Origin of the sequence: Streptomyces sp. SA15 (genome assembly GCF_002291145.1) — a bacterium.
GTDB lineage: Bacteria > Actinomycetota > Actinomycetes > Streptomycetales > Streptomycetaceae > Streptomyces.
Genome location: NZ_NTGE01000191.1, coordinates 1 through 24,559 on the forward strand (window position 1 = coordinate 1; position 24,559 = coordinate 24,559).

Consider the following 24,559-nt stretch of genomic DNA (forward strand, 5'->3'; position numbering starts at 1 on the left):
ATGATCGCCGCCGCCGAGGCGGAGCCCCTCGACGACCGGCTGCGCGCACGGGCCGACCTGCTGCGCGGCCGCGCGGAGTACTTCCGCAGCGGCGGCGACGCGGCGGTGCGCCTCCTCGTACGGGCCGCTCAGCGCATCGCCCCGGTGGAACCGAGTACCGCCCGGGAGTACGTCCTCGACGCCCTCCAGGCCGCGCTCGTCAGCGGACAGGCCGGCCAGGGCATGGCGCTCGCCGTCGCCGCCGCCCGCTCGGCGCCCCCGGCTCCCCGGACGCCCACCACCACCGACGAGCTGCTGGACGCGCTGCTCGGCTGCCTGGACGGGAAACCGGACAGCGTGCCGGTACTGCGCCGGCTCCTCGAGCAGGCGGACGACGAGATGTGGACGAAGCGGCTGACGCTCGCCGCGATGCTGTCCGTCGTCCTGTGGGACATCGGCCTGGCGACCGGCGTCCTCACCCGCCGCCTCGAACAGGCCCGCAAGGAGGGCTCGTTGACCACCGTGACCGTGAGCCTGGCACTGCTGAGCGCCGGCGCGATCCACCACGGTGACATGGCGGCGGCCGTGTCGATGATGAGCGAGGAGGAGACCCTGACCGGCGTGACGGGTGCGGCGCCGCACCGGAACACCCGTCTGCACCTGGCCGCCCTGCGCGGCAGGAAGCAGGAGGCCACCGCACTGATCGAGGAGGCCCGCGCCGAGGCCCGCGACCGGGACAAGGGCCTGCTCACCGTGTTCGCCGACTGGGCGACGGCGATCCTGCACAACGGCCTCGCCGACTATCCCGCCGCGCTGGCCGCGGCCGAGCGGGCGAGCGCCCACGGAGATCTGCCGGTCGCCGGACTCGCCCTGCCGGAGCTGATCGAGGCGGCCGTCCGGTGCGGCGAGCCGGAGAGGGCGAAGGCGGCGTTCCGGACGCTCGACGACCGGACCACCGCCGCCGGAACGGACTTCGCCCTCGGCGTCAGGTCGTACGCCGCCGCGCTGCTGGAGGCGGACGGCGCCACGGCGGAGGCCCACTACCGCGCGGCCGTCGGCCACTTCACCGACTGCGGAATCGGTACGTTCCTGGCGCGGGCGCATCTGGTGTACGGCGAGTGGCTGCGCCGGGAGGGCCGTCGCCGGGAGGCACGGCAGGAGTTGGGGGTGGCCTTCGAGAAGCTGTCCGCCCTGGGGGCCGGGGCCTTCGCCGACCGGGCCCGCGCGGAGCTGCGCGCCACCGGGGAACGCGTGAGACGCGTCACCCCCGACTCGACGGACCGGCTCACCCCGCACGAACTCAACATCGCCCGACTGGCCGCCACCGGCACCACCTCCCGCGAGATCGCGGCCCGGCTGTTCCTGAGCCCGCGGACGATCGACGCCCACCTGCGCAACATCTTCAAGAAGCTGGGCATCACCTCCCGCCGCCAACTCGCCGACGCGCTCTCCGGCTAGCGGACGGCAGGGGCGACGGAGACGCTCCCCTGTGAGAATCGTTGTTGTTGCCACGTAACGGAAACGTCGTAACTACACTCGCGCCCCATGCGTAACGCGAGCCCACTCAAGCAGACGTCACATCGCTCACCGCGTTCCGGTGGCCTCGACGGGAGAAGAGTCAACTCGGCTGCGCGGCACGCCACTTGTGCCTCTCGTGGTGCCTCTCCCGGGAGGAGGGCCGACATCACATGAAGGGCCGGCACAAACAGTCCCGCGATCCGCGGGGTCACTGGCTGTTACTGATACTCGTCCTTCCCGCGATGTTCGCGGTCCTGCTCTTCGAGGGCTGGACCGACCACGAGGTCGACGCCGCGAAGACACGGTCGCCCTGCACCTCACCCGCACCGGACGCGGTGGCGGAGGGCAACGGCCCCGTCGTCGGGATCAACCGCAACGGCATACAGACCGGCTCCATGCCCGCCCGCACCGTCGCGCTCACCTTCGACGGCGGCCCCGACCCGGTGTGGACCCCACGCCTGCTCGACCTGCTGCGCCGCCACCAGGCGCGCGCCACCTTCTTCCTCTACGGCTCCCAGGCCGCCCGCCATCCGGAACTGGTCAGGCGGATCCGCGCCGAGGGCCACGAGATCGGCTCCCACACCTACACCGGCGCAGTCCTCGGTGAGGCGTCGCCGATCCGCTTCTCGACCGAACTCGACCTGACGCAGACGGCGTTGGCGGGCGCCGCGGACGTGCACACCACGCTGCTGCGGATGCCGCGGACCACCTCGCCGGACACACTGTGCGGCCGGGAGTGGAAGGCGGCGAGCCAGGCCGCCGCCCGTGGCTATGTGCTGGTCGCCGCCGACAAGGGCTCCCGGAAGCCGGCGCAGGGGCTGGTCCGCCAGTTCAGCCAGACGGACATCGCGTACCAGGAGACGAAGAAGCTGCTCGACAACCGGAGTGTCGAGCGCTTCACCACGGTGTCGGACGGACTCGACCTCACCCCGTACACACCCGTGTCGACCGTCGAGCGATGGCAGGGCACCGCTCTCCTCTGGACCACGAGCCTCGGGCGCACCTTCTCGAACACCATGACGTGGATCCTCGGCATCGCGGGCGGTCTCGGCGTACTGCGCCTCGGGCTGCTCGCCCTCTTCGCCCGCGCCCACGTCCGCCGGCTGGAGCGCTTCCGGCCGGGCGCGCCCTGGATGCGGCAGGTGACGGAACCGGTGACGGTGCTCGTCCCGGCGTACAACGAAGAGGCCGGCATCGAGTCCACCGTCCTGTCGCTGCTCGACTCCACGCACCCGGACCTGCAGATCGTCGTGATCGACGACGGGTCGACGGACCGTACGGCGGAGATCGCAGCGAGCATCTCAGACCCGCGGGTGGAGGTGATCCGTAAACCGAACGGGGGCAAGGCCGCCGCCCTCAACGCCGGGCTGGCCGTGGCGCGGCACGACATCGTGGTCATGGTCGACGCCGACACCGTCTTCGAACCGGACGCCGTCCATCAACTCGTCCAGCCGCTGGCGCATCCGGCGGTCGGCGCGGTCAGCGGCAACACCAAGGTCGGCAACCGGCGGGGGCTGCTCGCCAAGTGGCAGCACCTGGAGTACTGCTTCGGCTTCAACCTCGACCGCCGGATGTTCGAGGTCCTGGAGTGCATGACGACCGTTCCCGGAGCCATCGGGGCGTTCCGCAGGGACGCGTTGCTGGCGGTCGGCGGGGTCAGCGACGACACCCTCGCCGAGGACACCGACCTCACGATGGCCCTGTGGCGGGCCGGCTGGCGGGTGCTCTACGAGGAGTCCGCCGTCGCCTGGACCGAAGTGCCCACCAGCCTGCGCCAGTTGTGGCGACAGCGCTACCGCTGGTGCTACGGAACCATCCAGTCCATGTGGAAACACCGGCGTGCCGTCCTCGACACGGGCACGGCCGGGCGCTTCGGCCGACGGGGACTGACCTACATCGCGCTCTTCCAGGTCGTCCTTCCGCTGCTCGCGCCGGTCATCGACGTCTACGCCCTGTACGGGGTGCTGTTCCTCGATCCACTGACGTCGGCGGGGGTGTGGTTCGCCTTCCTCGGCCTCCAGATGGTCAGCGCCGGTTACGCGTTGAGGCTGGACGGCGAGCGGCGGTGGTCCCTGTGGTCGATGCCGTTCCAGATCATCGCCTACCGGCAGCTGATGTACCTGGTCGTCATCCAGTCCGTGGTCGCCCTGCTGCTCGGCAGCCGGCTGAAGTGGCAGCGCATGAAACGTTCCGGTACGGCCGCTGAACAGATCGGCGGCCCGGCGCCGTATAAGAGCGTGCCGACGAGGTGATCCCGATGCGCTGAGGTACTGACACGCCGATGGACGACTGGACCGACCGCCCGGCGGGCGACGACCGGAGCGAGGGCAGGGCAGAGCCGGCACGCGTCATCACGGGGCGGGGAATGCCCACGGCACCCCCGCCCTCGATACGCACCGCGCCGCTGCCCGGCATGGCCTCTCCCGCCCCGCCCGGCCGCACGGGCGAGGGCCACCCGGCCCGCGCACGCCGGGCCGGGGCCCCCGACCGGGGCAGCAGATCGCCCAGGCCCCGACCCACCCGGCGCCGCCGGATCGTGCGCCTGGGGATCCTCCTGCTGTGCACGCTGATCGCCCCTTGCGTCGGCACGTACGTCTGGGCCGACACCAGACTCGACCAGGAGGTGAACCTCGACACGCTCGCCGGCCGCGTGCCGCAGGGCAGGGGGACCAACTACCTCGTCGTGGGCTCCGACAGCCGCGAGGGACTGTCCCAGCAGGACAGGAAGGACCTGCGCACCGGTTCGGCCGAGGGCCGCCGCACGGACTCGATGATCCTGCTGCACACCGGTGCGGCCGGCACCACGATGATGAGCCTGCCGCGCGACTCCTGGGTGACCATCCCGCCGTACGTCGATCCCTACACCGGCAGGAGCTACCGCGCCGAGCCGGACAAACTGAACGCCGCGTTCTCCCTGGGCGGCCCCGAACTGCTCGTGGAGACCGTGGAGCGCAACACCGGACTGCACATCGACCACTACGCCGAGATCGGCTTCGCGGGCTTCGTCGGCGTGGTGGACGCGGTCGGCGGCGTGGACATGTGCCTGGACCGGCCCGTCAAGGACAAGGCGTCGGGGGCGAACCTGAGCAAGGGCTGCCAGACCCTCGACGGAGCCGAGGCGCTGGCGTTCGTCCGGCAGCGCAAGCAGGAGGCCGAGGGCGACCTGGGCCGAACCCGCAACCAGCAGAAGTTCCTGGCCGCGCTCGCCGGGAAGGCGGCCACACCGGGCACGCTCCTCAACCCGGCCAAGTCCGTCCCGACCGTTTCCGCGGGGCTCGACACGCTCGTCGTGGACGAGGACACCGGCCTGCCGCAGCTCATGTCGCTGTTCCAGGCCATGCGGAAGGTCACCTCCGGCGGCGGCAGACAGCTCAACGTGCCTGTCTCCGACCCGAATTTCTCCACCCCCAAGGGCAGCGCCGTGCGCTGGGACGCGGACCGGGCCCGGCAGCTCTTCGGTCAGCTGAGGGAGGACCGGCCGGTGACAGGCGAACAGCGGAAGTGACGGGCCTACAGGAAGGGCGTGCCCGGATCGAGCCCCGACAGGACCCGGCCGTACAACTCCAGATTGGTGGCGGGATTGACGAAGGAGTGCAGGCTCAGGGCGTGCAGATCGCGCACGGCCCGCTGGACGGGCACCTCCTGGCGCAGGGAGGACGCCCCGGAGGCGGACCCGATCAGATCGACGGCCTCCTTGCACAGCCGCGTCACATAGCCGCTCTGCGCCCGGATCTTCGCCCGCTCCTGAACCGTGTAGGGCTCGCCGGACTCGGCCCGGGACTCGATCAGGGCCACGAACTCGGTGGTCAGCAACTCGGCGCAGGAGATCTTCATCGCCGCCTCGGCCGCCTGCAGATGGGTGACGGCCGCCTCGTGCTGCCGCTCGTGGAAGGTATACGTGATGCCCCGGCGATGGATCCGCTCGGTGAACTCCGTCAGCGCCGCCGGCGCCAGGCCGAGCGCGTTCGGCGCCGTCCAGGCACAGAACAGCAGCAGGACGGGCATCCGGTAGAAGGGATCGTCCGCGTTGGCCTTCGACGGGAACTCCCCGCCCAGCAGGGGACCGACCGGCAGGACGCGGTGAGCGGGGACGACGACGTCACGGGCGACCACGCTGTTGCTGCCGCTGCCCGCCAGCCCCGAGACGTACCAGTCGTCGAGGATCTCCAGCTCTGCCATGGGCACGGCCGTCCACAGCACCTCTGGCGGGCCGTCGGCGGATTCGACCCGGGCGGTCAGCAGGTGCCAGTCGGCGTCATGGCAGCCGGTGGCGAAGGCCGAGGTGCCGCTCACGACGTAGCCGTAGTCCGTAGCGACGGCGGTGGCGTCCGGGATGAGGGTGCCGCCGACCCGTACGTCCGGGCTGGTGAAGATCTCGTCCTGCGCCTCGTCGGGAAAGAGTGCCGCGATGTAGGAACAGCCCGCCTGGATCACGGTCTTGAAGGCGGTGGAGCCGCAGCCGGCGGCGATCTCGGCCACCGCGTCGACCTGCGTCCGTAATCGGGACTGGTAGCCGCCGTACCGCCGGGGGACGTTCATCCGGTGGATCCCCGCGTCCGTCAGCGCCGCGGCCACCTCGCTCGTCACCCGCCTCTCCTGCTCGGCGCGCAGCGCGTGCTCGCGGATGAACGGACGGAGCGCCCGCAGGCGTTCGACGATGTCGGCATCGGAACGGGGCGCTGACGACGGAGCCATGGACGACCTCCGGGCACGACGGGCCCTCACCGTGACGCGGATCGCCCTTTCGTGTCAACGCCCCCTGCAACGACGCGAGTTACGGCCTCTCAGTGGCCGCCCAGCCGATCCGCCAGACAGGCGAGATAGAGCGCCAGGGCGGCTCGGTGGTCGCGCAGCGGACGGCCCGTGATCTGCTCGATCTTGTTCATCCGGTAGACGACGGTGTTGCGATGGATGTGCAGGGCCGCGGACGCCCGGACGAGATTGAACCCGCTCTCGCACCAGGCGATGACCGTGTCCCGCAGCGCCGGCCAGTCCGGCTGGGCGCGCAGGTCCGCGGTGGTCAGGTCGAGCAGGCGGTTGCGGGCGGACTGGTGCACCGCCGCCAGGACCTGGTGGACCCGCAGATCGGTGATCAGGTGGACGGGGGAGGCCCCCGCCGGGCGGCCGCCCAGGCGGAGGGCGTCGCAGGCGTCCTGGTACGAGTCGTGCAGTCCGCCGACGGAGTCCGCCGGTTCACCGATGCCGACGCGGGCGGCGAGAGAGTCCTGCGCCGCGATGACATCGGCGACCCGCCGGCAGTCGGCGACCACGGCTTCCATGGGACGCCGGGCCGGAAGCCGGTGCAGGACGCCGATCCATCCGGGAGCCGTGCCGGCCACGATGTCCTGGGGATCGGCGAAGACCTCGCGGACGGTGCGCAGCAGTTCCGAGCGAACCAGTGCCATGTCCTGGGTGGGAGCGCCCTGGCGCCGCGCCGCCGCGCCGGGCACGCTCACCTCGAACGCCACCGCGACCCGCCGCAGCCGCAGGTCGAAGCCGAGCTCGGCGGCCCGGAACACGAGGAAGTCGCCCTCGACGACCTGTGGATCGTACGAGGCGATGTCGGCGAGCAGCTTTTCGGCCGCCCGCTCCGAGAGCAGGCGGGAGCGCAGCATGACGGACTCCCTCAGCAGGATCTCCGTCTGGCGCTTCACCAGCAGTCCGAAGCGGCGTACCCGGGCGGGCGCGCCGGTGATCCCGACGGTGCCCACCGCCTGCCCGTCGGTGACCAGCGGCAGGGTGACCCCGGGGCGCACCCCGCGCAGTTGCCGGGCCTGTGACGTGCTGTGGGTGGCGGGTTCCTTGGTGCGGACGACCTCGACGGACGCCTCGTGGAAGGTACCGACCCGGCTGGTGTCGCCGCTGCCGATGACCATGCCCTCCGCATCGGTGATCAGCACGTTGAAGCCGATGACGGCGGAGGTGTCCCCGGCGATCTCCTGCGCGAGTGACGGGCTCAGCACGGTGTTCCTCCCGTCGCGGGTGGCCGGGTTGGACGCACCGTACAGGGGATCGAGCGATATCAGCCACAACTTGGTACGAAGTGAACGGTGACTGGCGACAGGCCGATCTCTAGCGTATGGCCCCAATCACATCCCCGCCGGGGGCACAGCGCGGTGAAACGGCGGGTACCTTCAGCGCCCTTACGGAAGGCCCGAGCCATGACCCGTGCGCGTTCCCTCATATCCGCTTTGTCGGCAATACTGCTGCTTTCCTCGGTCGCGGCCTGCGGTTCCGGCGGCGACGACGAACCGAAGAACGTCTCCGCGAAGACCGCCGCCCTGGGCACGCTCACGCCCGGTGTCATCAAGGTGGCCGTCCAGCCGTACGCGCCCTACACCAGCGTCCAGGGCGACAAGATCGTCGGACTGGACGGCGACATCCTCACCTATGTCGCCAAGAAGCTGGACCTCCAGATCAAGCCCCAGGTCACCGACTTCGCCGGCATGCTCGCCGGAGTGCAGTCCCGACGCGTGGACATCACCATCGGCGGTGTCGCCTGGTCCGCCGAGCGGCAGAAACAAGGGCTGTTCACCGACCCGCCGTACTACTCACCCCCGGCGATGGCCGTCCGCAGCGGCAAGACGTACAAGACGGTCGACGACCTCAAGGGCCTGAACCTGGGCACCGTCGAGGGCTACGTCTGGGTCAAGTCCATCCAGGCCGTCCCCGGCGCCGAACTCCACGCCTACCCGGACGCCACCGGAGTCTTCGACGACCTGGGCGCGGGCCGCGTCGACGTCGGCTTCCTCGATCCGCTGATCATCATCGCCGCGCAGAAGGAGCGCCCGGAGCTGAAGATCAGCACCCAGTACCTGACACCGCCCACCGCCGCCGAGGTCAAGGCGAAGCCCGACTACCAGTACTTCCAGCCGTACCAGACCGGCTTCTACCTCCCCAAGAAGGCCACCGAGCTGGAGAAGGCGATCTCCGCGCAGATCGACGCCATGTACAAAAACGGCGAGATGGCGAAGCTCGTCGAGAAGTACGGCGGTGACCCCGAGCAGTTCCTCGAGCCGTCCGCCGACGTCGCCACCGCGCGCCGCGGCGTGGACCGGCCGCAGGACTGGACTCCGCCGTCCGTCGGTCAGCTCGGCCAGTGAGGGGATGACATGTCCGGTCTCTTCCAAGTCCCCTGGGCCGACTACCGGTCCGACCTGATCGACGCGCTCTGGCGCACCGTCTCCTACACCGTCGTCAGCTTCGTCGGCGCGGTGCTCCTCGGCCTCGCGGTGGCGCTGCTCCGGCTGAGCAGGGCATGGCCCGCCCGGGCCGTCGCCGCCGTCTACACCGAGGTGTTCAAGAACGTCCCGCTGCTGGCCATCATCTTCCTGACCTACTTCGGTCTGGCCTCCGCCGGACTCCGGCTGGACGTGTTCACGGCCGGATGCCTCAGCCTGGTCGTCTTCTACGCCGCCTACCTGTCCGAGATCTTCCGCGCCGCGATCAGCGGAGTGCACGCCGGACAGACCGAGGCGGGCGAGGCGCTGGGCCTCGGCAGGGCGGCCATCTTCGCCCAGGTCGTCCTGCCGCAGGCCGTCCGGCAGGCCCTGCCCGGTACCAACACCATGCTGGTCGACCTGCTGAAGTCCACCTCGCTGCTCGTCACCGTCTCCGCCGCCGAGCTGATGTCGGAGGGCCGGCTCATCACCTCGGCCACCTTCCGGGCGCTGGAGGTGTACCTGGTCATCTCGGCCATCTACTTCGCCCTGTGCTACCCGCTCTCCCAACTCCTTCTGCTGCTGGAGAGGAAGGTACGGGCCGGCATTCCCCTGTCCCCGTGGCGACGGCGGCGGGTACGGGCAGCCAGGCAGCTGCTCGCCGCCGACCCCGGTGCGGACATCAAGCGGAAGGAGGCGGCGGTATGACCGAGCCCGTCACCACGGCGGAAGCCGTCACCGAGGCCCCCACCGACGCGGTCGTACGGATCGAAGGGCTGAGCAAGTCCTTCGACGGCCGGCTGGTGCTCGACGACGTGAACCTGGAGGTCGACCGCGGCCGCATCGTGAGCGTCATCGGGCAGAGCGGCGGCGGCAAGACGACCCTGATGCGCTGCGTCAACCTGCTCGAACGCCCCGACCGGGGCACGGTCGAGGTGGCCGGCGAGGTCGTGCACAGCGCCGGCCGCACGGTCTGCCGCGACCTGCCCCGGCTGCGCCGCACCGTCGGCATGGTCTTCCAGCGGTTCAACCTCTTCCCGCACCTCACGGCCGTGGAGAACGTCGTCCTGGCCCAGCGCAGGGCAGGCGTGCCGGAACAGGAGGCGCTGGAGCGGGCCGTCACGCTGCTGCGCCGGGTCGGCGTCGCACACCGCGGCCTCGCCCAGCCCGACCGGCTCTCCGGCGGAGAACAGCAGCGCGTCGCCATCGCCCGGGCACTCGCGCTCAAGCCGGAGGTGCTGCTCTTCGACGAGCCCACCTCCTCCCTCGACCCGGAGGCCACCCGCGAGGTTCTGGCCGTGATGCGGGAACTCGCCGCGGACGGAATGACGATGCTGCTGGTCACCCACGAACTGCCCTTCGCCCGCGAGGTGTCCGACCACGTCGTCTTCGTCGACGGCGGCCGGATCGTGGAGGAGGGACCCCCGCGGGACGTCCTCGACAACCCCGTCCAGGCTCGCACCCGGGAGTTCCTCGCCTCGTACGAGCCGGCGTCATGACCGCCCCCGTGGTGGTGGTCGGGGGCGGTGTCGTCGGACTGTGCACCGCGTACTACCTGGCCGAGGCGGGCCTCCCGGTGGAGGTCGTCGAACGGCGCGGCCTGGGCTCCGGCGCGTCCCGCGGCAACGCGGGCTGGGTCTGCCTCAGCCACTCGACGCCGGTCCCGGCTCCCGGCGTCGTTCGGTACGCGTTGCGTTCGCTGGGACGCCCCGACTCGCCCCTGTATCTACGGCCCCTGCCCGACCCGGCCTTCGTACGGTGGCTGTGGCGGTTCTGGCGCAGCAGCACCCCGGCCGCCTTCCGGCGCGGCTACGCGGCGATCGCCGAGCTGAACCACGCCACCTTCGACCTCTTCGACGGGCTGCGGGAGGCCGGAGTCGACACGACCCTGACCCGTCCCGGCATGGTGCACGCCTTCCTGTCACCGGCCGAGGCCCGCCACCACTTCGCCGTACAGCGGGAGATGGCGGACGGCCGCTACCCACTGCCCGACGACGTCGTCACCGGCGACGGGGCCCGTCTGCTGGACGACGCGCTGTCGTCCTCGGTGCGTGCGGCGTACCTCGTCGAGGGGGAGGGCGTGGTCGACCCGGAGGCGTTCGCCCTCGGGCTCGGCGAGAGGCTCGCATCCTCGGGGGTGAAGGTCCATGAGCACGTCGAGGCCATCGGGCTGCGCACCTCGGGGGGCCGTGTCACCGCGCTGCGCACCACGCAGGGCGAGATTCCCTGCGCGGCCGTCGTCATCGCGGCCGGTATGCGCTCCTCCCGCCTGCTGGGCTCGCTGGGACACGCCCTGCCGCTCCAGGCGGGCAAGGGCTACAGCTTCTCGGTGGATCTGGATCCGGCGCCCCGGCACACGCTGTACTTCGGCGAGCGCAGGGCCGTCGCCTCACCGATCGGCGGCACGACCCGCATCGGCGGCACGATGGAGCTCAGCGGCAACAACAACCGCCTCGACTGGCGCCGTGTCGTCGCCGTCGCCCTGGCCAGCCGGCACTACCTGGGCCGCTGGTTCGACGACCCGGACGACCTGGTCGGACTGATCCGCGATCCCTGGGTCGGCGGGCGCCCCTTCCTCCCCGACGGGCTCCCGGTCATCGACCGCGTTCCGGACCACGACAACGCCTTCGTGGCCACCGGACACGGCATGCTCGGCGTCACCCTGGGCCCGGTCACCGGCCACAAACTCACCGAGTACGTCCTCACCGGCCGCCGCCCCGAGGCCCTCGCGCCGTTCCGCTTCGACCGGCTGCGCCACTGAGCGGACGCCGCCGGGGAGCGGGACGCACGGACGTCCCGCTCCCCGGCGGACGGATCAGGCCTCCGCGCGGCCCCGGGTCACCAGCTTCTTCAGCAGCGGCCAGGCCAGCAGCACCACGATCACCGCGTAAACGGTCACCGCGAACGGCGTGTTCACCAGCCCGGTCACGCTGCCGTCGCTGATCTGCAGGGAGCGCCTGAGCTGCTGTTCGGCGTTCGGGCCGAGGATGACCCCGATGACGGCGGGCAGAACGGGCAGGCCGTAGCGCCGCATGCCGAACCCGATCAGGCCGATGACCAGGAGGATCACCAGGTCGATGACCTCGCCGCCGACCGCGTACGCGCCGACCGCCGCGAAGAACAGGATCCCGGCGTACAGATACGGCCGCGGGATGCGCAGCAGCTTCGCCCACACCGGCGCCAGCGGCAGGTTGAGCGCGAGCAGCAGCACCATGCCGACGAACAGGGAGGCGATCAGGCCCCACACCAGGTCGGGTTCGCGCTCGAACAACAAGGGCCCCGGCTGGATGCCGTACTGCTGGAAGGCGGCCAGCATGACCGCCGCGACCGCCGTGGTCGGCAGGCCGAGGGTCAGCATCGACACCAGCGTGCCCGCCGCCGAGGCCGAAGCAGCCGACTCCGGTCCCGCGACGCCCTCGATGGCGCCCTTGCCGAACTCGTCCTTGTGCTTCGACAGGCGCTTCTCGGTGACATACGACAGGAAGGTGGGGATCTCGGCGCCGCCCGCCGGAATCGCGCCGAACGGGAACCCGATGAACGGGCCGCGTAGCCACGACTTCCAGGTCCGGTTCACATCGGCGCGGCCCAGCCACGGCCGGCCCACCGGGATCGGCTCGCCCGGGCTGCGCCGCAGATGCGCCGCGACCCACAGGGCCTCGCCGATCGCGAACAGGCCGACGGCCACGATCACCACGTCGATACCGTCGGCGAGTTGCAGGGAACCGAAGGTCAGACGCTGCTGCCCGGTCATCTGGTCAAGGCCCACCAGGCCGATCGTCAGACCGATCAGCAGGGACGCAAGACCACGGATCCGCGACGAACCCAGCACCGACGTCACCGCGATGAACGCCAGCACCATGATGGCGAAGTAGTCCGGCGCACCGATGTCCACCGCCAGGTCGGCGACCGTCGGCGCCAGCGCGACCAGCAGGATCGTGCCGATCAGGCCGCCCGCGAAGTGCCCGATGGCGGCGGCCGCGAGCGCCTGTGCGCCGCGCCCCGCCTTGGCCATCGGGTTGCCCTCCATGGCCGCGACCACGGCCGCGCTCTCGCCGGGCGTGTTGAGCAGGATCGACGTCGTCGAGCCGCCGAACATGGCGCCGTAGTAGATGCCCGCGAACATGATGAACGCGGCGATCGGATCGAGCCCGTACGTCACCGGCAGCAGCAGCGCGACCGCCATCGCGGGGCCGATGCCGGGCAGCACGCCGATCGCGGTGCCGAGCAGCACACCGAGGGCGGCCCACAGCAGGTTGACCGGGGTCAGAGCCGTACCGAAGCCGTCCATGAGGGAGTTGAGGGCGTCCATGTCACAGCACTCCCATCAGCGGACCGCCGGGCAGCGGCACTCCGAGCAGGTTGTTGAAGACGACGTAGGTGACGAGGGAGAGGACGGCCGCGATCAGCGGGTCCCGGTCGACGCGGCGGCTGCCGAGCGCGAAGGCGGCTCCCCAGAACAGCAGGGCGCCCGCGATGGGGAAGCCGAGTGGCTCGATGAGGACGGCCGTGCCGAGGAAGACCCCGGCGAGCAGCAGCACCGTACGCCAGTCGGCCGGTTCCGACAGGTCGACGTCCTCGCCCGTCTCGGCCTGGCCGCGGCCGCCGCGCAGGACGTCGACGGCGAGCAGGGCGGCGATGACGAGCAGCCCGATGCCGACCACGATCGGCACGGTCTTCGGGCCGACCGGACCGCGCTGGGTGATGTCGACGTCCATGGTGAGCGCGTCGGTCAGGACGAGCACGCCGAGCGCCAGCAGCAGGACGCACACGCCGAGTTCGGAGTGCTCGCGCAGCCAGGAGCGGCGGTCGGCCGAAGGCGCGGGGGATATGTCGGTGGTCTGCGTCGTCACAGTCCCAGCTCCTTCAGCACCGAAACCACGCGCTTGTCCTGGGCGTCCAGGAACGCGCCGAACTTCTCGCCGGTCAGGAACGCGTCGTCCCAGCCGTTCTGCTTCAAGGACTGCTGCCACTCGGGCGAGTCGTGCAGCTCTTCGATCAGGGCGGTGAGCTTGTCCCGCTCGGCCTCCGACAGACCGGGCGGGGCCACGATGCCGCGCCAGTTGGTGAAGTCCACCTCGTAGCCGGACTCCATCAGCGTGGGCGCGTCGAGCTCGTCGACCCGCTCCGGGCCGGTGACCGCGAGCACCCGCAGCTCGCCCGCCTTGATCTGGTCCAGGTACTCACCGACGCCGGACACGCCGAAGGCGACCTTGCTGCCGAGGATGGAGGCGAGCAGCTCGCCGCCGCCGTCGAAGGGGATGTAGTTGACCTGCTTCGGGGCGATCCCGGCGGCCTGGGCCATCAGCATCGGCGCGAGGTGGTCCGGCCCGCCCGGGGAGGAGCCACCGCCGACCGGCAGCTTGCCGGGATCCTTCTTCCAGGCGTCGATCAGCTCGTCGATGGTCTTGTACGGGGAGTCCTTGGCGACCACGACGACGTCCTGCTCCTCGGTGAGCCGGGCGATCGGGGTGGTGTCCGCGAGGGTCTTCGGCGCGTCGTTGGAGCGGACGGCGCCCACGACGCCGAGGCCCATGGACATGGCGAGCTTGCCGTTGCCGTGCTCGCTCACCAGCCGGCTCAGGCCGACCGTGCCGCCGGCGCCGGGCAGGTTGAACACCTCGATGTTGTGGGTGAGTCCGGCGTCCTCGGCGTTCTTGGCGGCGGTGCGGGCCGTGATGTCGTAGCCGCCGCCGGGTGTGTTGGGGACCATGAAGCGTAGGCCGGGGATCTGTGTGCCGGTGTCGGCGCCGCTGCCGCTCGTGAGCAGCGGAGGTCCTACGAGCACGAGCACGGCGGCCCCGAACAGGGCGAGGGGGGTGCGCAGGCGCACGAGTGCCACCACCTGTCGGTACGTCGATGAAGGTACGGGGAGGCCCTGTGGGGGAGGGTGATGTGGGCCACATGTTGCCCGCACGTTAACGATGTGTCCCGCTTGCGGAAGCAACGGAGGTTGTGGTCTTTGTGACCACCGGACCGTCGGGTGGTTGTACGTCTCTTTCCCTGACCGCAGGTGGACGCCATGATGGCGGCCGTGACCGCCACTTTCCGTCGCCAGACCCTCGCCGGCGAGATGCTGCTGCTCCAGCTCGCCATCGTCGTCGTGGTGCTGGCGGCCGTCGCCGCGGTCTCCCTCGCCCAGTCGGAGGCGACCTTCAACCGTGTCGAGGGCCGCCGGGTCGCGGCCCTGGCCGAACAGCTGGCCGCCAACCCCCTGGTGCGCAGTCAGCTCACGCGACCCCTGCCGCGGGAGGCGCTGGCCCCGCTGGTGAACTCCATGCAGACGCAGTCCGGGGTCACCTCGGTGACGGTGGCCGACGCCGACGGCCGGATCGTCAGTTCCACGAACCCCACGGTGACCGGCGACCCGCTGCCTCTCGGCGAGGGCGCGGCCGAGGGCCGGGGCTGGTCCGGCTCGCTGCGGCTGGACGGAAGCCGCGAACTCGTGGCCCAGGTGCCCGTGCTCGGCGCGACGCAGGAGAACCTCGGAGAGCACCTGGGCACGGTGATGATCGGCGAGGCGGACCCGACGGTGTGGCAGCGCCTCAGCGGCGCCTCCTCGTACCTGCTCGCCTACCTGGGCATCGCCAGCGGACTCGGTGTGGCCGGCTCCTGGCTGCTGGCGCGGCGGGTCAAACGGCAGACCCTCGGCCTGGAACCGCGCGAGATCGCGGGACTGGCCGAGCACCGCGAGGCGATGCTGTACGGCATCGCCGAGGGCGTGATCGCCCTGGATCCGCAGCACCGGCTCACCCTGGCCAACGAGATGGGCCGGCGCCTGCTCGACCTGCCCGAGGACTGCGTGGGCCTGAGCCTCGCCGAACTCGGCATCGAGGGACGGCTGCGGGACGTGCTGGCCGGCGACCGGGAGGGCACGGCCGGCCGGCGCGACGAGGTCGTCGTCCGGCACGGCCGGGTGCTGGTGATGAACCGGATGACGGTCGCCAAGGACGGCCGCCCGCTCGGCAGCGTCACCACCCTGCGGGACCGCACCGAACTGGCCCGGCTGGAGCGGGAGATCGGCTCCTTCCGCAGCTCCACCGAACTGCTGCGCGCCCAGGCCCACGAGTTCGCCAACCAACTGCACACCATCTCCGGACTGATCCAGATCGGCGAGCAGGACGAGGTCGTGCGCTACATCCGCGCGCTCAACCAGCGCCGCCAGTCCCTGGACGTCTCCCTCAGCCGCCGCGTCCGCGACACGGCCGTCGCCGCCCTGCTGATGGCGAAGGCCTCCCTCGCGGCCGAACGCCGGGTCAGTCTGCGGATCTCCGACGACACCGCGCTCGACCGGCTCACCCCTCAGGACGCCGCCGACGTGGCGACCGTGGTCGGAAACCTGGTGGACAACGCCGTCGACGCCGCGGCGCACGACGGCGAACGGTGGGTCGAGGTCGAACTCCGCCAGGACGCCTCCAGCGTGGAGATCGTGGTCCGCGACTCCGGCCCCGGCGTCGCGCCGGAACTCGCCCGGGAGGTCTTCTCGCACGGCTTCACCACCAAGGCCGCGCAGGAGGGCGAGCGTGGCATCGGCCTGGCGCTGACGCGGCTGGTCTGCGAGCGTCACGGAGGTGAGATCTCGGTGACCAACACCCAGGACGGGGCCATGTTCACCGCACGCATGACCGTCAGCCACCTCACCGACGCGGTGGCGGAAGGAGCGCCACGATGACCGCTGTGTCCCGTACGTCGGGTGCTGCCGACGCGATCGACGTGCTCGTGGTCGACGACGACTTCATGGTGGCCAGAGTCCACCGCACCTTCGTCGAACGCGTCGAGCCGTTCCGGGTCGTCGGCGTCGCCCACACCGGCGAGCAGGCGGCCCACGCCGTCGACGCGCTGCGCCCCGACCTCGTCCTGCTCGACCTGTATCTGCCGGACGTCTTCGGCCTGGATGTCATCCCCCGGCTGCGCACCGCGGGCCACGACTGCGACGTCATGGTCATCAGCGCCGCCCGGGAGGCGGAGGCGGTGCGCGGCGCCGCCCGCCACGGCGTGGTCGACTACCTCCTGAAACCCTTCGACTTCGAGGACCTGCGCGCCCGCCTGGAGCGCTACGCCGTCCAGCGCGGCCGCCTGCTCACCGCCGTCGTCCGCAGCCAGGCCGACGTGGACCGGGTGCTGGCCGGAGCGGCCGTACCGGCATCGGCCGCCGGCACGCTGCCCAAGGGCATGAGCGTGGAGACCGCCGAGCTGATCGAACGCACGCTGCGCTCCGCGGAGGGCTCCCTGTCCGCCGCCGAGTGCGCGACCCTGGCCGGCGTCTCCCGCGTCAGCGCCCGCCGCTACCTGGAGCACTTCCACGCCATCGGCAGCGCCGACGTGTCCCTGCGCTACGGAATGGCGGGACGGCCCGAGCGCCGTTACCGGTTCCGCGGGGAGCCGACGGGGCTCCGGCCGGGTGGGGAAGCGCGGGCTTAGCGTCGCGTAGGTACGGCGCCGGGCGCCGCCCCTCGGAAGAACGCGACGTGCACGACCGTCACCAGCCGGCGCTCGTCCGGATCGGCGTGTTCCCCCTCCCTTGCCCAACGCCACGGACGACCGACCACATCACCCGATCGGCGGATACGGGGGTACACGATCCGCGTACAGACCGGCGCCGATTGGCCGAGTCGGGCGGTCCTCTCCTGTACTCAGGCTGTTAGCAGCCCGCCGCCGCTCGGCGAACGAAACTCAGGAAGGCAAGGCCGCATGTCCGCCAAGAACCTCACCGCCAACCGCGCCGCCCTCGGCCACCGCATCACCTACGCCGTACGCCACCCCGGCCGGGTACCGAGCCATCTGGCCCGCGCCGCCCGGGACATGTGGTTGCGTCACCGGCACACCGACCACATCGCCTACTACCGCGCCGTGATGCGCTCCGACACCCGCTCCGACCCGGACGCGGCGGTCGGCAGCCGCAACCGTGAGCGCTGGCTGGCCCTCGGGGCGATGCAGTTCGACTACCTGCTCGGGCACGGGCTGCGCCCCGAGCACCGCATGCTGGAGATCGGCTGCGGCAACCTGCGGGGAGGCTGGCGGTTCATCCGGCACCTGGAGCCGGGGCACTACTACGGCATCGACATCTCGCCCGACATCCTCTTCGCCGCGCAGGACACCCTCGTGGAGATGGACCTGCAACAGCGGCTCCCGACGCTGACCCCGGTGCGTGACCTGACGCTGCGATTCCTCCCCGAGGCCCGCTTCGACGTGGTCCACGCGCACAGCGTCTTCTCCCACTCGCCGCTGCCCGTCATCGAGGAGTGCCTGGCCAACGTGGGCCGGGTGCTCGCGCCGGGCGGCTGGTTCGACTTCACCTTCGACCGCACCGAGGGCGAGGAACACCACGTCCTGCGGGAGGACTTCTACTACCGCACCGAGACGCTCGTGGCCCTGGCCGAGCGGCACGGCCTGCGGGCCCGCTTCATGGACGACTGGGAGAAACTCCCCCACGGCCAGTCCAAGATCCGCGTCACGCACGGCGACGACGTCGGCGCCAACTGACGGCCGGCCCCCCGAGCCGTGGAGGTTCGGGGGAAGCCTTTCCTCTATCCCTGCTCGGGGGGTTGTCCTTACATTCGGTTGCCGCCTAGGGTCGCTCTCTGAGAGCAAGCGCTTTCTGCGTGTCCGAGCCGTCCCAGGAGAACCGCATGCCCCCGCTCCCAGCCCGTCGCCGGGTCGCCGTCGTCGGCACCGGCGCCATCGTCAGCGGCAGCCACCTGCCCGCCCTCAGAGCAAACGCCGACCGGGTGGCGCTCGTCGCCGCCGTCGACGTGGACCAGGACCGGCTCGACCAGTTCCGGGAACTCGCGGGCGAGGACGTCGCCGGGTACACGTCGATGGACGCCATGCTGGACGCCGTACGCCCCGACCTCGTCCTCATCGGCACGCCCCCGTCCCTGCACCGGGAGCAGACGGTGGCCGCGCTGAAGGCCGGCGCCTGGGTGCTGTGCGAGAAGCCGCTGACCCTGTCGCTCGCCGAGTACGACGAGATCGCGGCGGCCGAGGAGGCCTCGGGGGCCTACGCGTCCGTGGTCTTCCAGCACCGCTACGGCTCCGGCGCCGTCCACGCCCGCGACCTGATCGCGAGCGGTGAGCTGGGCGCCCCGCTGGTCGCGCACTGCCAGACCACCTGGCACCGGGACGCCGCCTACTACGCCGTGCCCTGGCGCGGAAAGTGGTCCACCGAGGGCGGCGGGCCGACGATGGGACACGGCATCCACCAGTACGACCTGCTGCTGCACCTGCTCGGCCCGTGGACGGAGGTGCGCGCCATGGCCGCGCGCCTGGTCCACGACACCGAGAGCGAGGACGTCTCCACGGCCCTCGTACGCTTCGAGAACGGCGCCCTCGCCACAGTGGTCAACAGCGTGCTCTCCCCGGACGAGGTCAGCCGCCTCCGCATCGACTGTGCCGACGCCACGGTCGAGCTCACCCACCTGTACGGGCACCGCAACGACGACTGGGTCTACACCCCGGCCCCGCACGTGGCCTCCGATCGCGCCGCCGCCTGGCGTGCCCCCGCCTCGGACGTGCCCAGCTCGCACACGGCACAACTCGGCGCCCTCCTGGACGCGTACGACAACGGTGTCAGGCCACCGAACAGCGGCCATGAGGCCCGCGCCACCCTCGAGTTCGCCGCCGCCCTCTACAAAGCGGCGTTCACCGGTGCCCCGGTGCACGCGGGCGAGATCGGACCCGGCGACCCCTTCTACCCGTCCATGCACGGCGAGCACCCCGACTGGGCCCCCAAGGAGAGCGCATGAGCACCATCCGCGTCCGTCACACGCACGGCGAGGACATCGCCGTGAGCGCCGCGGACGGCACCGAGATCCTCCGCTACGTCTACCGCCCCGACCCCGACGCCTTCGAGGCCCGCAAGCCCTACGCCCACCCGGTGCGCACCCTCGCCGGGCGCACGGTGACCGGCTACCGTCCGAACGACCACCGCTGGCACAAGGGTCTGCAGATGACGGCGAGTCATCTGTCCGGCCAGAACTTCTGGGGCGGCAACTGCTACGTCCACGGCGAGGGGTACCTGCGCCTGCCCGAGCGGGTCGGCTCGATGCGGCACGACGGCTTCTCCGCGTTCACGGTCGAGGACGACCGGCTGGCCTTCACCGAGAACCTCACCTGGGTGGAGAACGGCGGTCAGGAGTGGGCGCGGGAGGTACGGGACATCGCCGTCCACTCGGTCGACGAGGCGGCCGGCGCCTGGGCCCTGGACTGGTCGATCCGCCTCACCAACATCCGCGACGCACCACTGGCCTTCGGCTCCCCGACCACCGCGGGCCGCGAGATGGCCGGCTACACCGGACTCCAGTGGCGCGGGCCGCGCGACTTCACCGGTGGCACCGTCTTCGCCCCGGACACCGACGCCGAGAAGCTGATGGGCTCCCAGGGGCCCTGGCTGGCGTTCACCACCGAACACGACGAGGTCGACGGGCACTCCACGCTCGTCTTCTCGCACGCCCCCGAGAACCTCGACGAGCAGGCGGCCGTCCACGAGTCGCACTGGTTCGTGCGCTCCGAGCCGTTCCCGACGGTCGCGTTCTCCTGGGCGTTCTTCGAGGAGTTCGAGCTGCCCCCGGGCGAGTCCTTCGGCTACCGCTACCGGGTCGTCGTCGCCGACGGCGCCTGGGACCGCGACCGTGTCGGCACGTACCTGGAGGGCCTGCCGTGGTGAACGACCCCGCAGCCGTGAAGCCCACGCTCCCGCACCCGCTGCCCGGCGCCGTAGGCCTGTCCCACCTCAGCGCGTACGACTGGGAGGCCGCCGACGGCGTGTGCGGCGGCAGTCCGCATCTGCATCTGGTGTGCACGGAGGCGTACGTCGTCACCGGGGGCCGCGGCGCGGTGCAGACGCTGAGCCCCGACGGCTACCGGGACATCCCGCTGGAGGCGGGCTCGGTCGCCTGGTTCACGCCGGGGACCGTGCACCGCATGGTCCAGGGCGGCGATCTGCGCATCACCGTGCTGATGCAGAACAGCGGCCTGCCCGAGGCCGGGGACGCCATCTTCACCTTCCCGCCCGAGGTGCTCGCCGACCCCGAGAGGTACGCGGCGGCGGCGACGCTCCCGCCCGGCAGGGGAGAGGAGACGGCGGCGGCCGCCCGGCGCCGCAGGGACCTCGCCGTCGAGGGCTACCTGACCCTGCGCGAGGCCCTCGTCGCCGGTGACAACGGCCCGTACGCCGAGTTCCAGCGTGCCGCAGCCCGGCTGGTGCGTGCCAAGGTGCCGAACTGGCGCGAGCTGTGGCGGGCCGGAGCACTGGCCACCGCCGAACGCACCGGCGCCCAGCTCGACGCACTGGCGGACGGCGAGCCGGCGTATCTCGCCGAGGCGACCGCGTACGAGGCCGCGCCCACAAGGCTCGGCGGCTTCGGGATGTGCGGCCGACGGGACGAGTACAACCTGCCCGGGACGACGCTGCCGTACGGGGGCGACTAGCGGCGCGCCGAACAGGGGGCTGATCAAAGGGCGTTGAGGAGAATCGCCGGGGGAGATCAAGGCGAGATCAAGGGGAGCTCAGGGGGGCGTCAACAGAAAGTCCGAGGAGAGAAAGAGGTGACCTCGGCATGCCCGGACACAGGACAAAGGGGTTCTGCGCAACGGCCGCCGCACTAGCGCTCTGTGCGGTGCTGGCCGGTTGCGGGGGATCCGGGGATTCGGTGGGCGGCGGCAAGGTCGTGCTCAGTTACACGTGGTGGGGCAACCCCGACCGCGCGGAGCGCACCGAGCAGGCCGTCGCCCTGTTCGAGAAACAGCACCCGAACATATCCGTGCAGACGTCGTTCTCGGGGTACGACGCCTACAAACAGAAGCTGGCCACCCAGGCCGCGGGCGGCGACGCACCCGACGTGATGCAGCTCGACTACCGCCAGATCGACCAGTACGCCTCCGGGGGCGTCCTGCTCGATCTCGCCCAGCAGAAGGCCGTACTGCGTACGTCCGAGATCGACCCGGGCCTGCTCGACACCGGCCGGGTGGAGGGCACGCAGTACGCGATCCCGCAGGGCCGCGGCACCGAGACCGTCGTGTACGACGTCAAGACCTGGAAGGAATCGGGCGTACCACTCCCGCGCCAGGGCTGGACCTGGAGCGACTGGGCCGACGCCGTGCGTGCGCTGGCGAAGAAGACCGGCAATCCGGGCGCCACCGACCCCGGCCAGAGCGAGGACTCCTTCGAGGTCTGGCTGCGCGGCCAGGGCAAGGCCCTCTACACCGAGGATGGCGGACTCGGCTTCACCGCCGACGACCTGACCGAGTGGTGGACCTTCACCGACAGGCTCCGCCGCGAGGGCGCCGTCTCGACCGCCGAGCAGACCACCCAGATCGACGGCACCGTCGAGAACACCCCGCTCGGGCGCGGCACGGCCCTCTCCGACACCAACTGGGACGCCCCGGCCAGCGGTTACCTCGCCCTCATCCCGAGCGGTGTCGCGCTCGCGCCCATGCCGTCGGGCGAGGACGGCACGCCCGGCCAGTACTTCAAGCCGTCCATGTTCCTCGGCGTCTCCGCCAACACCGGCCACGCGAAGGAAGCGGCACAGCTCATCGACTTCCTCCTCAACGACAAGGACGCGGCGAAGATCCTCGGCGCCACCCGCGGCATCCCCGTCAACGAAACCATCCGCGAGGAGACGGCACCGCAGCTGAAGGACTTCGACAAGACCATCTCCGACTACCAGGCCTCCCTCGAAGGAAAACTGAAAGACCCGCCCCAGGCCCCGCCCTCGGGCGACAACGCCTTGCAGACCACCTTCCAGCGCGACTACGACCAGGTGTCGTACGAGCGCATGTCGCCCCGCGAGGCGGCCGAGAACTACGTCACCGAGGCGAAGGCGGAGCTGAGGTCATGACCACCACCGACATCCCCGCACCCACCGCACGACCGAAGCGCCCCGCCACCGTCCCGAAACGCCGCCCCAAGCGCGAACGCGAGGGCGCCGCCTGGGTGTTCCTGTCCCCGTGGGTCCTCGGCGCGGTCGTCCTCACGCTGCTGCCGATGGCCGTGTCGCTGTACCTGTCGTTCACCGACTACAACCTCTTCGACCCGCCCCACTGGGTGGGCCTGCGCAACTACACGCAGATGTTCACCGAGGACCCGCGCTACTGGCGGTCGGTCGTGACGACCGTGACGTACGTCGTCATCGCCGTCCCCCTGCAACTGGCCCTGGCCCTCGTCGTCGCGCTCGCCCTGAAGTCCATGAAGAGCGGCAAGGCCTTCTACCGGTCCGCGTTCTACGCGCCCTCGCTGCTCGGCGCCTCGATGTCCATCGCGCTCGTCTGGCGGGCGATCTTCAACGACGGCGGCACGGTGGACAACCTGCTCGGCACCGGCGGCTGGGTCAACAAGCCCGGCTGGGCGCTGCTGGCCGTGGCGCTGCTGACGGTGTGGCAGTTCGGCGCGCCGATGGTCATCTTCCTCGCCGGCCTCCAGCAGATACCCGCCGAGCTGTACGAGGCGGCGGCCGTGGACGGGGCGGGGAAGTGGCGGCAGTTCCTGTCCGTCACCGTGCCGATGCTGTCCCCGGTGCTCTTCTTCAACCTGGTGCTCCAGACCATCCAGGCCTTCCAGGTGTTCACACCCGCCTTCGCGGTCAGCGCCGGCAAGGGCGGCCCCGCCGACTCCACCCTCGTCTACACCATGTACCTCTACGACCGCGGCTTCGTCGCCTCCCACATGGGCTACGCCTCCGCCATGGCCTGGGTGCTGCTCCTCGTCATCGGCGTCGTCACGGCGGTGCTGTTCCGCACGTCGCGCTCCTGGGTCTTCTACGCGTCCGAGGGGGACCGATGACCACCACCACCGCCTCAACCGCCGCTGCCCGCAAGCCCGTCGCCTGGGGACGGATCGCCCTGCACCTCGGCTGCCTGGCCGCCCTGCTGGTCATGCTCTACCCGCTGGCCTGGCTGCTCGCCACCTCGCTCAAGCCGGCGAACGAGGTCATCGCGAGCCTCGACCTGCTGCCCAGCCACCTGGAGTGGTCGAACTACGAGACCGCCTTCGAGGGCGTGAACGAGGTCTCCATATGGCGGCTGCTGTCCAACTCGCTGCTGATCGCGGGCGGCGCGGTCCTCGGCAACGTCATCAGCTGCTCGCTCGCCGCCTACGCCTTCGCACGCCTCAGGTTCCGCTTCCGCGGCCCGCTGTTCGCCTTCATGATCGCCACGATCATGCTGCCGCACCACGCGATCCTGATCCCGCAGTACATCATCTTCAACCAGTTGGGCCTGGTGAACACCTACTGGCCGCTGATCCTGCCGAAGTTCCTCGCCACCGAGGCGTTCTTCGTCTTCCTCATCGTGCAGTTCATGCGCGGTCTGCCGCGCGAGCTGGAGGAGGCGGCCCGTATCGACGGCTGCGGCCCCTTCCGCAGCTTCTTCCAGGTGGTCCTGCCGCTCACCCGGCCCGCGCTGATCACCACGGCGATCTTCACCTTCATCTGGACCTGGAACGACTTCTTCACCCAGCTCATCTACCTCTTCGACCCGGACAAGTTCACGCTCACGCTCGCGCTGCGGTCGTTCGTGGACGCCTCCAGCCAGTCTTCGTTCGGCCCGATGTTCGCGATGTCGGTGATCGCGCTGCTGCCGATCGTGCTGTTCTTCCTCGCCTTCCAGCGCTTCCTGGTGGAGGGCATGGCCAGCTCCGGACTCAAGGGGTGAGGGACATGGCCGTACGGGAGCCGGGCGAGGTCTTCGGGCCCCGGATGACCCTGTTCGCCGACATGCTGAGCGTCGGCCTCGCCACGGCCGTGGCCTGTCTGCCCCTGGTGACCGTCCCGGCCGCGCTGTCGAGCGCGTGCGCGGTGCTGCGGGGCGCGGGGGAGGGGCAACCGGCCACCGCCGGACGGTACTTGGCGGTGCTGCGGCGACGGCTGCGGGCCGGCGACCTGGCGGCGGGGGCCGTCGCCCTGGCG

General features: G+C 71.0%; 21 protein-coding genes and 1 pseudogene. 17 read left to right on the top strand and 5 right to left on the bottom strand.

Translation table 11 applies throughout. From position 1 onward, the window contains the following. The 3 genes from CLM62_RS40470 to CLM62_RS40480 all read left to right on the top strand — a co-directional run. Nucleotides 1-1,437: helix-turn-helix transcriptional regulator (locus tag CLM62_RS40470; protein ID WP_095754882.1), on the top strand; the 1,437-nt coding region annotated here is incomplete at its 5' end. 230 nt (nucleotides 1,438-1,667) lie between these two features. Beyond that, nucleotides 1,668-3,749, top strand: a complete 2,082-nt coding sequence (locus CLM62_RS40475; RefSeq protein WP_095754883.1) for a bifunctional polysaccharide deacetylase/glycosyltransferase family 2 protein — start codon at nucleotides 1,668-1,670, stop codon at nucleotides 3,747-3,749. Between the two features lie 29 nt (nucleotides 3,750-3,778). Beyond that, nucleotides 3,779-5,002: an LCP family protein gene (locus CLM62_RS40480; protein ID WP_095754884.1), complete on the top strand. Its 1,224-nt coding sequence runs from the start codon at nucleotides 3,779-3,781 to the stop codon at nucleotides 5,000-5,002. A 5-nt stretch (nucleotides 5,003-5,007) separates the two neighbouring features. On the opposite strand, the gene CLM62_RS40485 is transcribed toward CLM62_RS40480, so the two are convergent. Both CLM62_RS40485 and CLM62_RS40490 read right to left on the bottom strand, forming a co-directional pair. Then, nucleotides 5,008-6,192 (bottom strand): flavin-dependent monooxygenase, encoded by a 1,185-nt coding sequence (locus CLM62_RS40485; protein WP_095754885.1) that lies wholly within the window; start codon nucleotides 6,190-6,192, stop codon nucleotides 5,008-5,010. An 89-nt stretch (nucleotides 6,193-6,281) separates the two neighbouring features. Beyond that, on the bottom strand, nucleotides 6,282-7,460 hold the full coding sequence (locus CLM62_RS40490; RefSeq protein ID WP_095754886.1) for a sugar diacid recognition domain-containing protein: 1,179 nt from the start codon (nucleotides 7,458-7,460) through the stop codon (nucleotides 6,282-6,284). 198 nt (nucleotides 7,461-7,658) lie between these two features. Here CLM62_RS40490 and CLM62_RS40495 point away from each other — a divergent pair, with 198 nt between their 5' ends. Genes CLM62_RS40495 through CLM62_RS40510 form a run of 4 tightly spaced genes read left to right on the top strand, consistent with a single transcriptional unit; the run spans nucleotide 7,659 to nucleotide 11,418 of the window. After that, nucleotides 7,659-8,600 carry an ABC transporter substrate-binding protein gene (locus CLM62_RS40495; RefSeq protein ID WP_095754887.1) on the top strand — a complete coding sequence of 314 codons (942 nt, stop codon included), beginning with the start codon at nucleotides 7,659-7,661 and terminating at the stop codon, nucleotides 8,598-8,600. Between the two features lie 9 nt (nucleotides 8,601-8,609). Then, a complete protein-coding gene (locus CLM62_RS40500; protein WP_095754888.1) occupies nucleotides 8,610-9,365 on the top strand; it encodes an amino acid ABC transporter permease in 756 nt (251 codons plus the stop codon). Continuing rightward, nucleotides 9,362-10,156: an amino acid ABC transporter ATP-binding protein gene (locus tag CLM62_RS40505; RefSeq protein ID WP_095754889.1), complete on the top strand. Its 795-nt coding sequence runs from the start codon at nucleotides 9,362-9,364 to the stop codon at nucleotides 10,154-10,156. Before CLM62_RS40500 ends, CLM62_RS40505 begins: the two co-directional genes overlap by 4 nt. After that, nucleotides 10,153-11,418, top strand: coding sequence for an FAD-binding oxidoreductase (locus CLM62_RS40510; protein ID WP_095754890.1), 1,266 nt, complete (start codon nucleotides 10,153-10,155; stop codon nucleotides 11,416-11,418). The genes CLM62_RS40505 and CLM62_RS40510 overlap by 4 nt, the downstream gene beginning before the upstream one ends. A 54-nt stretch (nucleotides 11,419-11,472) precedes the next feature. Here CLM62_RS40510 and CLM62_RS40515 read toward each other — a convergent pair whose 3' ends face one another. From CLM62_RS40515 to CLM62_RS40525, 3 genes are read right to left on the bottom strand one after another with little or no spacing between them, the layout of a single operon-like run. Then, on the bottom strand, nucleotides 11,473-12,966 hold the full coding sequence (locus CLM62_RS40515; protein ID WP_095754891.1) for a tripartite tricarboxylate transporter permease: 1,494 nt from the start codon (nucleotides 12,964-12,966) through the stop codon (nucleotides 11,473-11,475). Nucleotide 12,967: 1 nt separating this feature from the next. After that, nucleotides 12,968-13,507 carry a tripartite tricarboxylate transporter TctB family protein gene (locus tag CLM62_RS40520; RefSeq protein WP_095754892.1) on the bottom strand — a complete coding sequence of 180 codons (540 nt, stop codon included), beginning with the start codon at nucleotides 13,505-13,507 and terminating at the stop codon, nucleotides 12,968-12,970. After that, nucleotides 13,504-14,487, bottom strand: a complete 984-nt coding sequence (locus CLM62_RS40525) for a tripartite tricarboxylate transporter substrate binding protein (protein WP_179382435.1) — start codon at nucleotides 14,485-14,487, stop codon at nucleotides 13,504-13,506. Before CLM62_RS40525 ends, CLM62_RS40520 begins: the two co-directional genes overlap by 4 nt. Nucleotides 14,488-14,688: 201 nt before the next feature. Here CLM62_RS40525 and CLM62_RS40530 point away from each other — a divergent pair, with 201 nt between their 5' ends. The 10 genes and pseudogenes from CLM62_RS40530 to CLM62_RS40575 all read left to right on the top strand — a co-directional run. Then, on the top strand, nucleotides 14,689-16,326 hold the full coding sequence (locus CLM62_RS40530) for an ATP-binding protein (RefSeq protein WP_095754901.1): 1,638 nt from the start codon (nucleotides 14,689-14,691) through the stop codon (nucleotides 16,324-16,326). Further along, entirely contained in the window at nucleotides 16,323-17,075 is a 753-nt protein-coding gene (locus tag CLM62_RS40535) for a response regulator (RefSeq protein ID WP_095754894.1), read from the top strand. Before CLM62_RS40530 ends, CLM62_RS40535 begins: the two co-directional genes overlap by 4 nt. Nucleotides 17,076-17,345: 270 nt before the next feature. Beyond that, nucleotides 17,346-18,137 (top strand): class I SAM-dependent methyltransferase, encoded by a 792-nt coding sequence (locus tag CLM62_RS40540; protein WP_095754895.1) that lies wholly within the window; start codon nucleotides 17,346-17,348, stop codon nucleotides 18,135-18,137. A 146-nt stretch (nucleotides 18,138-18,283) separates the two neighbouring features. Then, entirely contained in the window at nucleotides 18,284-19,399 is a 1,116-nt protein-coding gene (locus tag CLM62_RS40545) for a Gfo/Idh/MocA family protein (RefSeq protein WP_095754896.1), read from the top strand. Next, nucleotides 19,396-20,319, top strand: a complete 924-nt coding sequence (locus CLM62_RS40550) for a PmoA family protein (protein WP_095754897.1) — start codon at nucleotides 19,396-19,398, stop codon at nucleotides 20,317-20,319. The genes CLM62_RS40545 and CLM62_RS40550 overlap by 4 nt, the downstream gene beginning before the upstream one ends. Beyond that, on the top strand, nucleotides 20,313-21,083 hold the full coding sequence (locus CLM62_RS40555; RefSeq protein WP_257004374.1) for a cupin: 771 nt from the start codon (nucleotides 20,313-20,315) through the stop codon (nucleotides 21,081-21,083). The genes CLM62_RS40550 and CLM62_RS40555 overlap by 7 nt, the downstream gene beginning before the upstream one ends. Nucleotides 21,084-21,211: 128 nt before the next feature. Then, nucleotides 21,212-22,495 (top strand): ABC transporter substrate-binding protein, encoded by a 1,284-nt coding sequence (locus CLM62_RS40560; RefSeq protein WP_095754898.1) that lies wholly within the window; start codon nucleotides 21,212-21,214, stop codon nucleotides 22,493-22,495. Next, nucleotides 22,492-23,436 carry a carbohydrate ABC transporter permease gene (locus tag CLM62_RS40565; RefSeq protein ID WP_095754899.1) on the top strand — a complete coding sequence of 315 codons (945 nt, stop codon included), beginning with the start codon at nucleotides 22,492-22,494 and terminating at the stop codon, nucleotides 23,434-23,436. The genes CLM62_RS40560 and CLM62_RS40565 overlap by 4 nt, the downstream gene beginning before the upstream one ends. After that, nucleotides 23,433-24,305 (top strand): carbohydrate ABC transporter permease, encoded by an 873-nt coding sequence (locus tag CLM62_RS40570; protein ID WP_095754900.1) that lies wholly within the window; start codon nucleotides 23,433-23,435, stop codon nucleotides 24,303-24,305. Before CLM62_RS40565 ends, CLM62_RS40570 begins: the two co-directional genes overlap by 4 nt. Before the next feature lie 5 nt (nucleotides 24,306-24,310). After that, nucleotides 24,311-24,559: pseudogene (locus tag CLM62_RS40575) on the top strand (hypothetical protein); the annotation flags it as partial.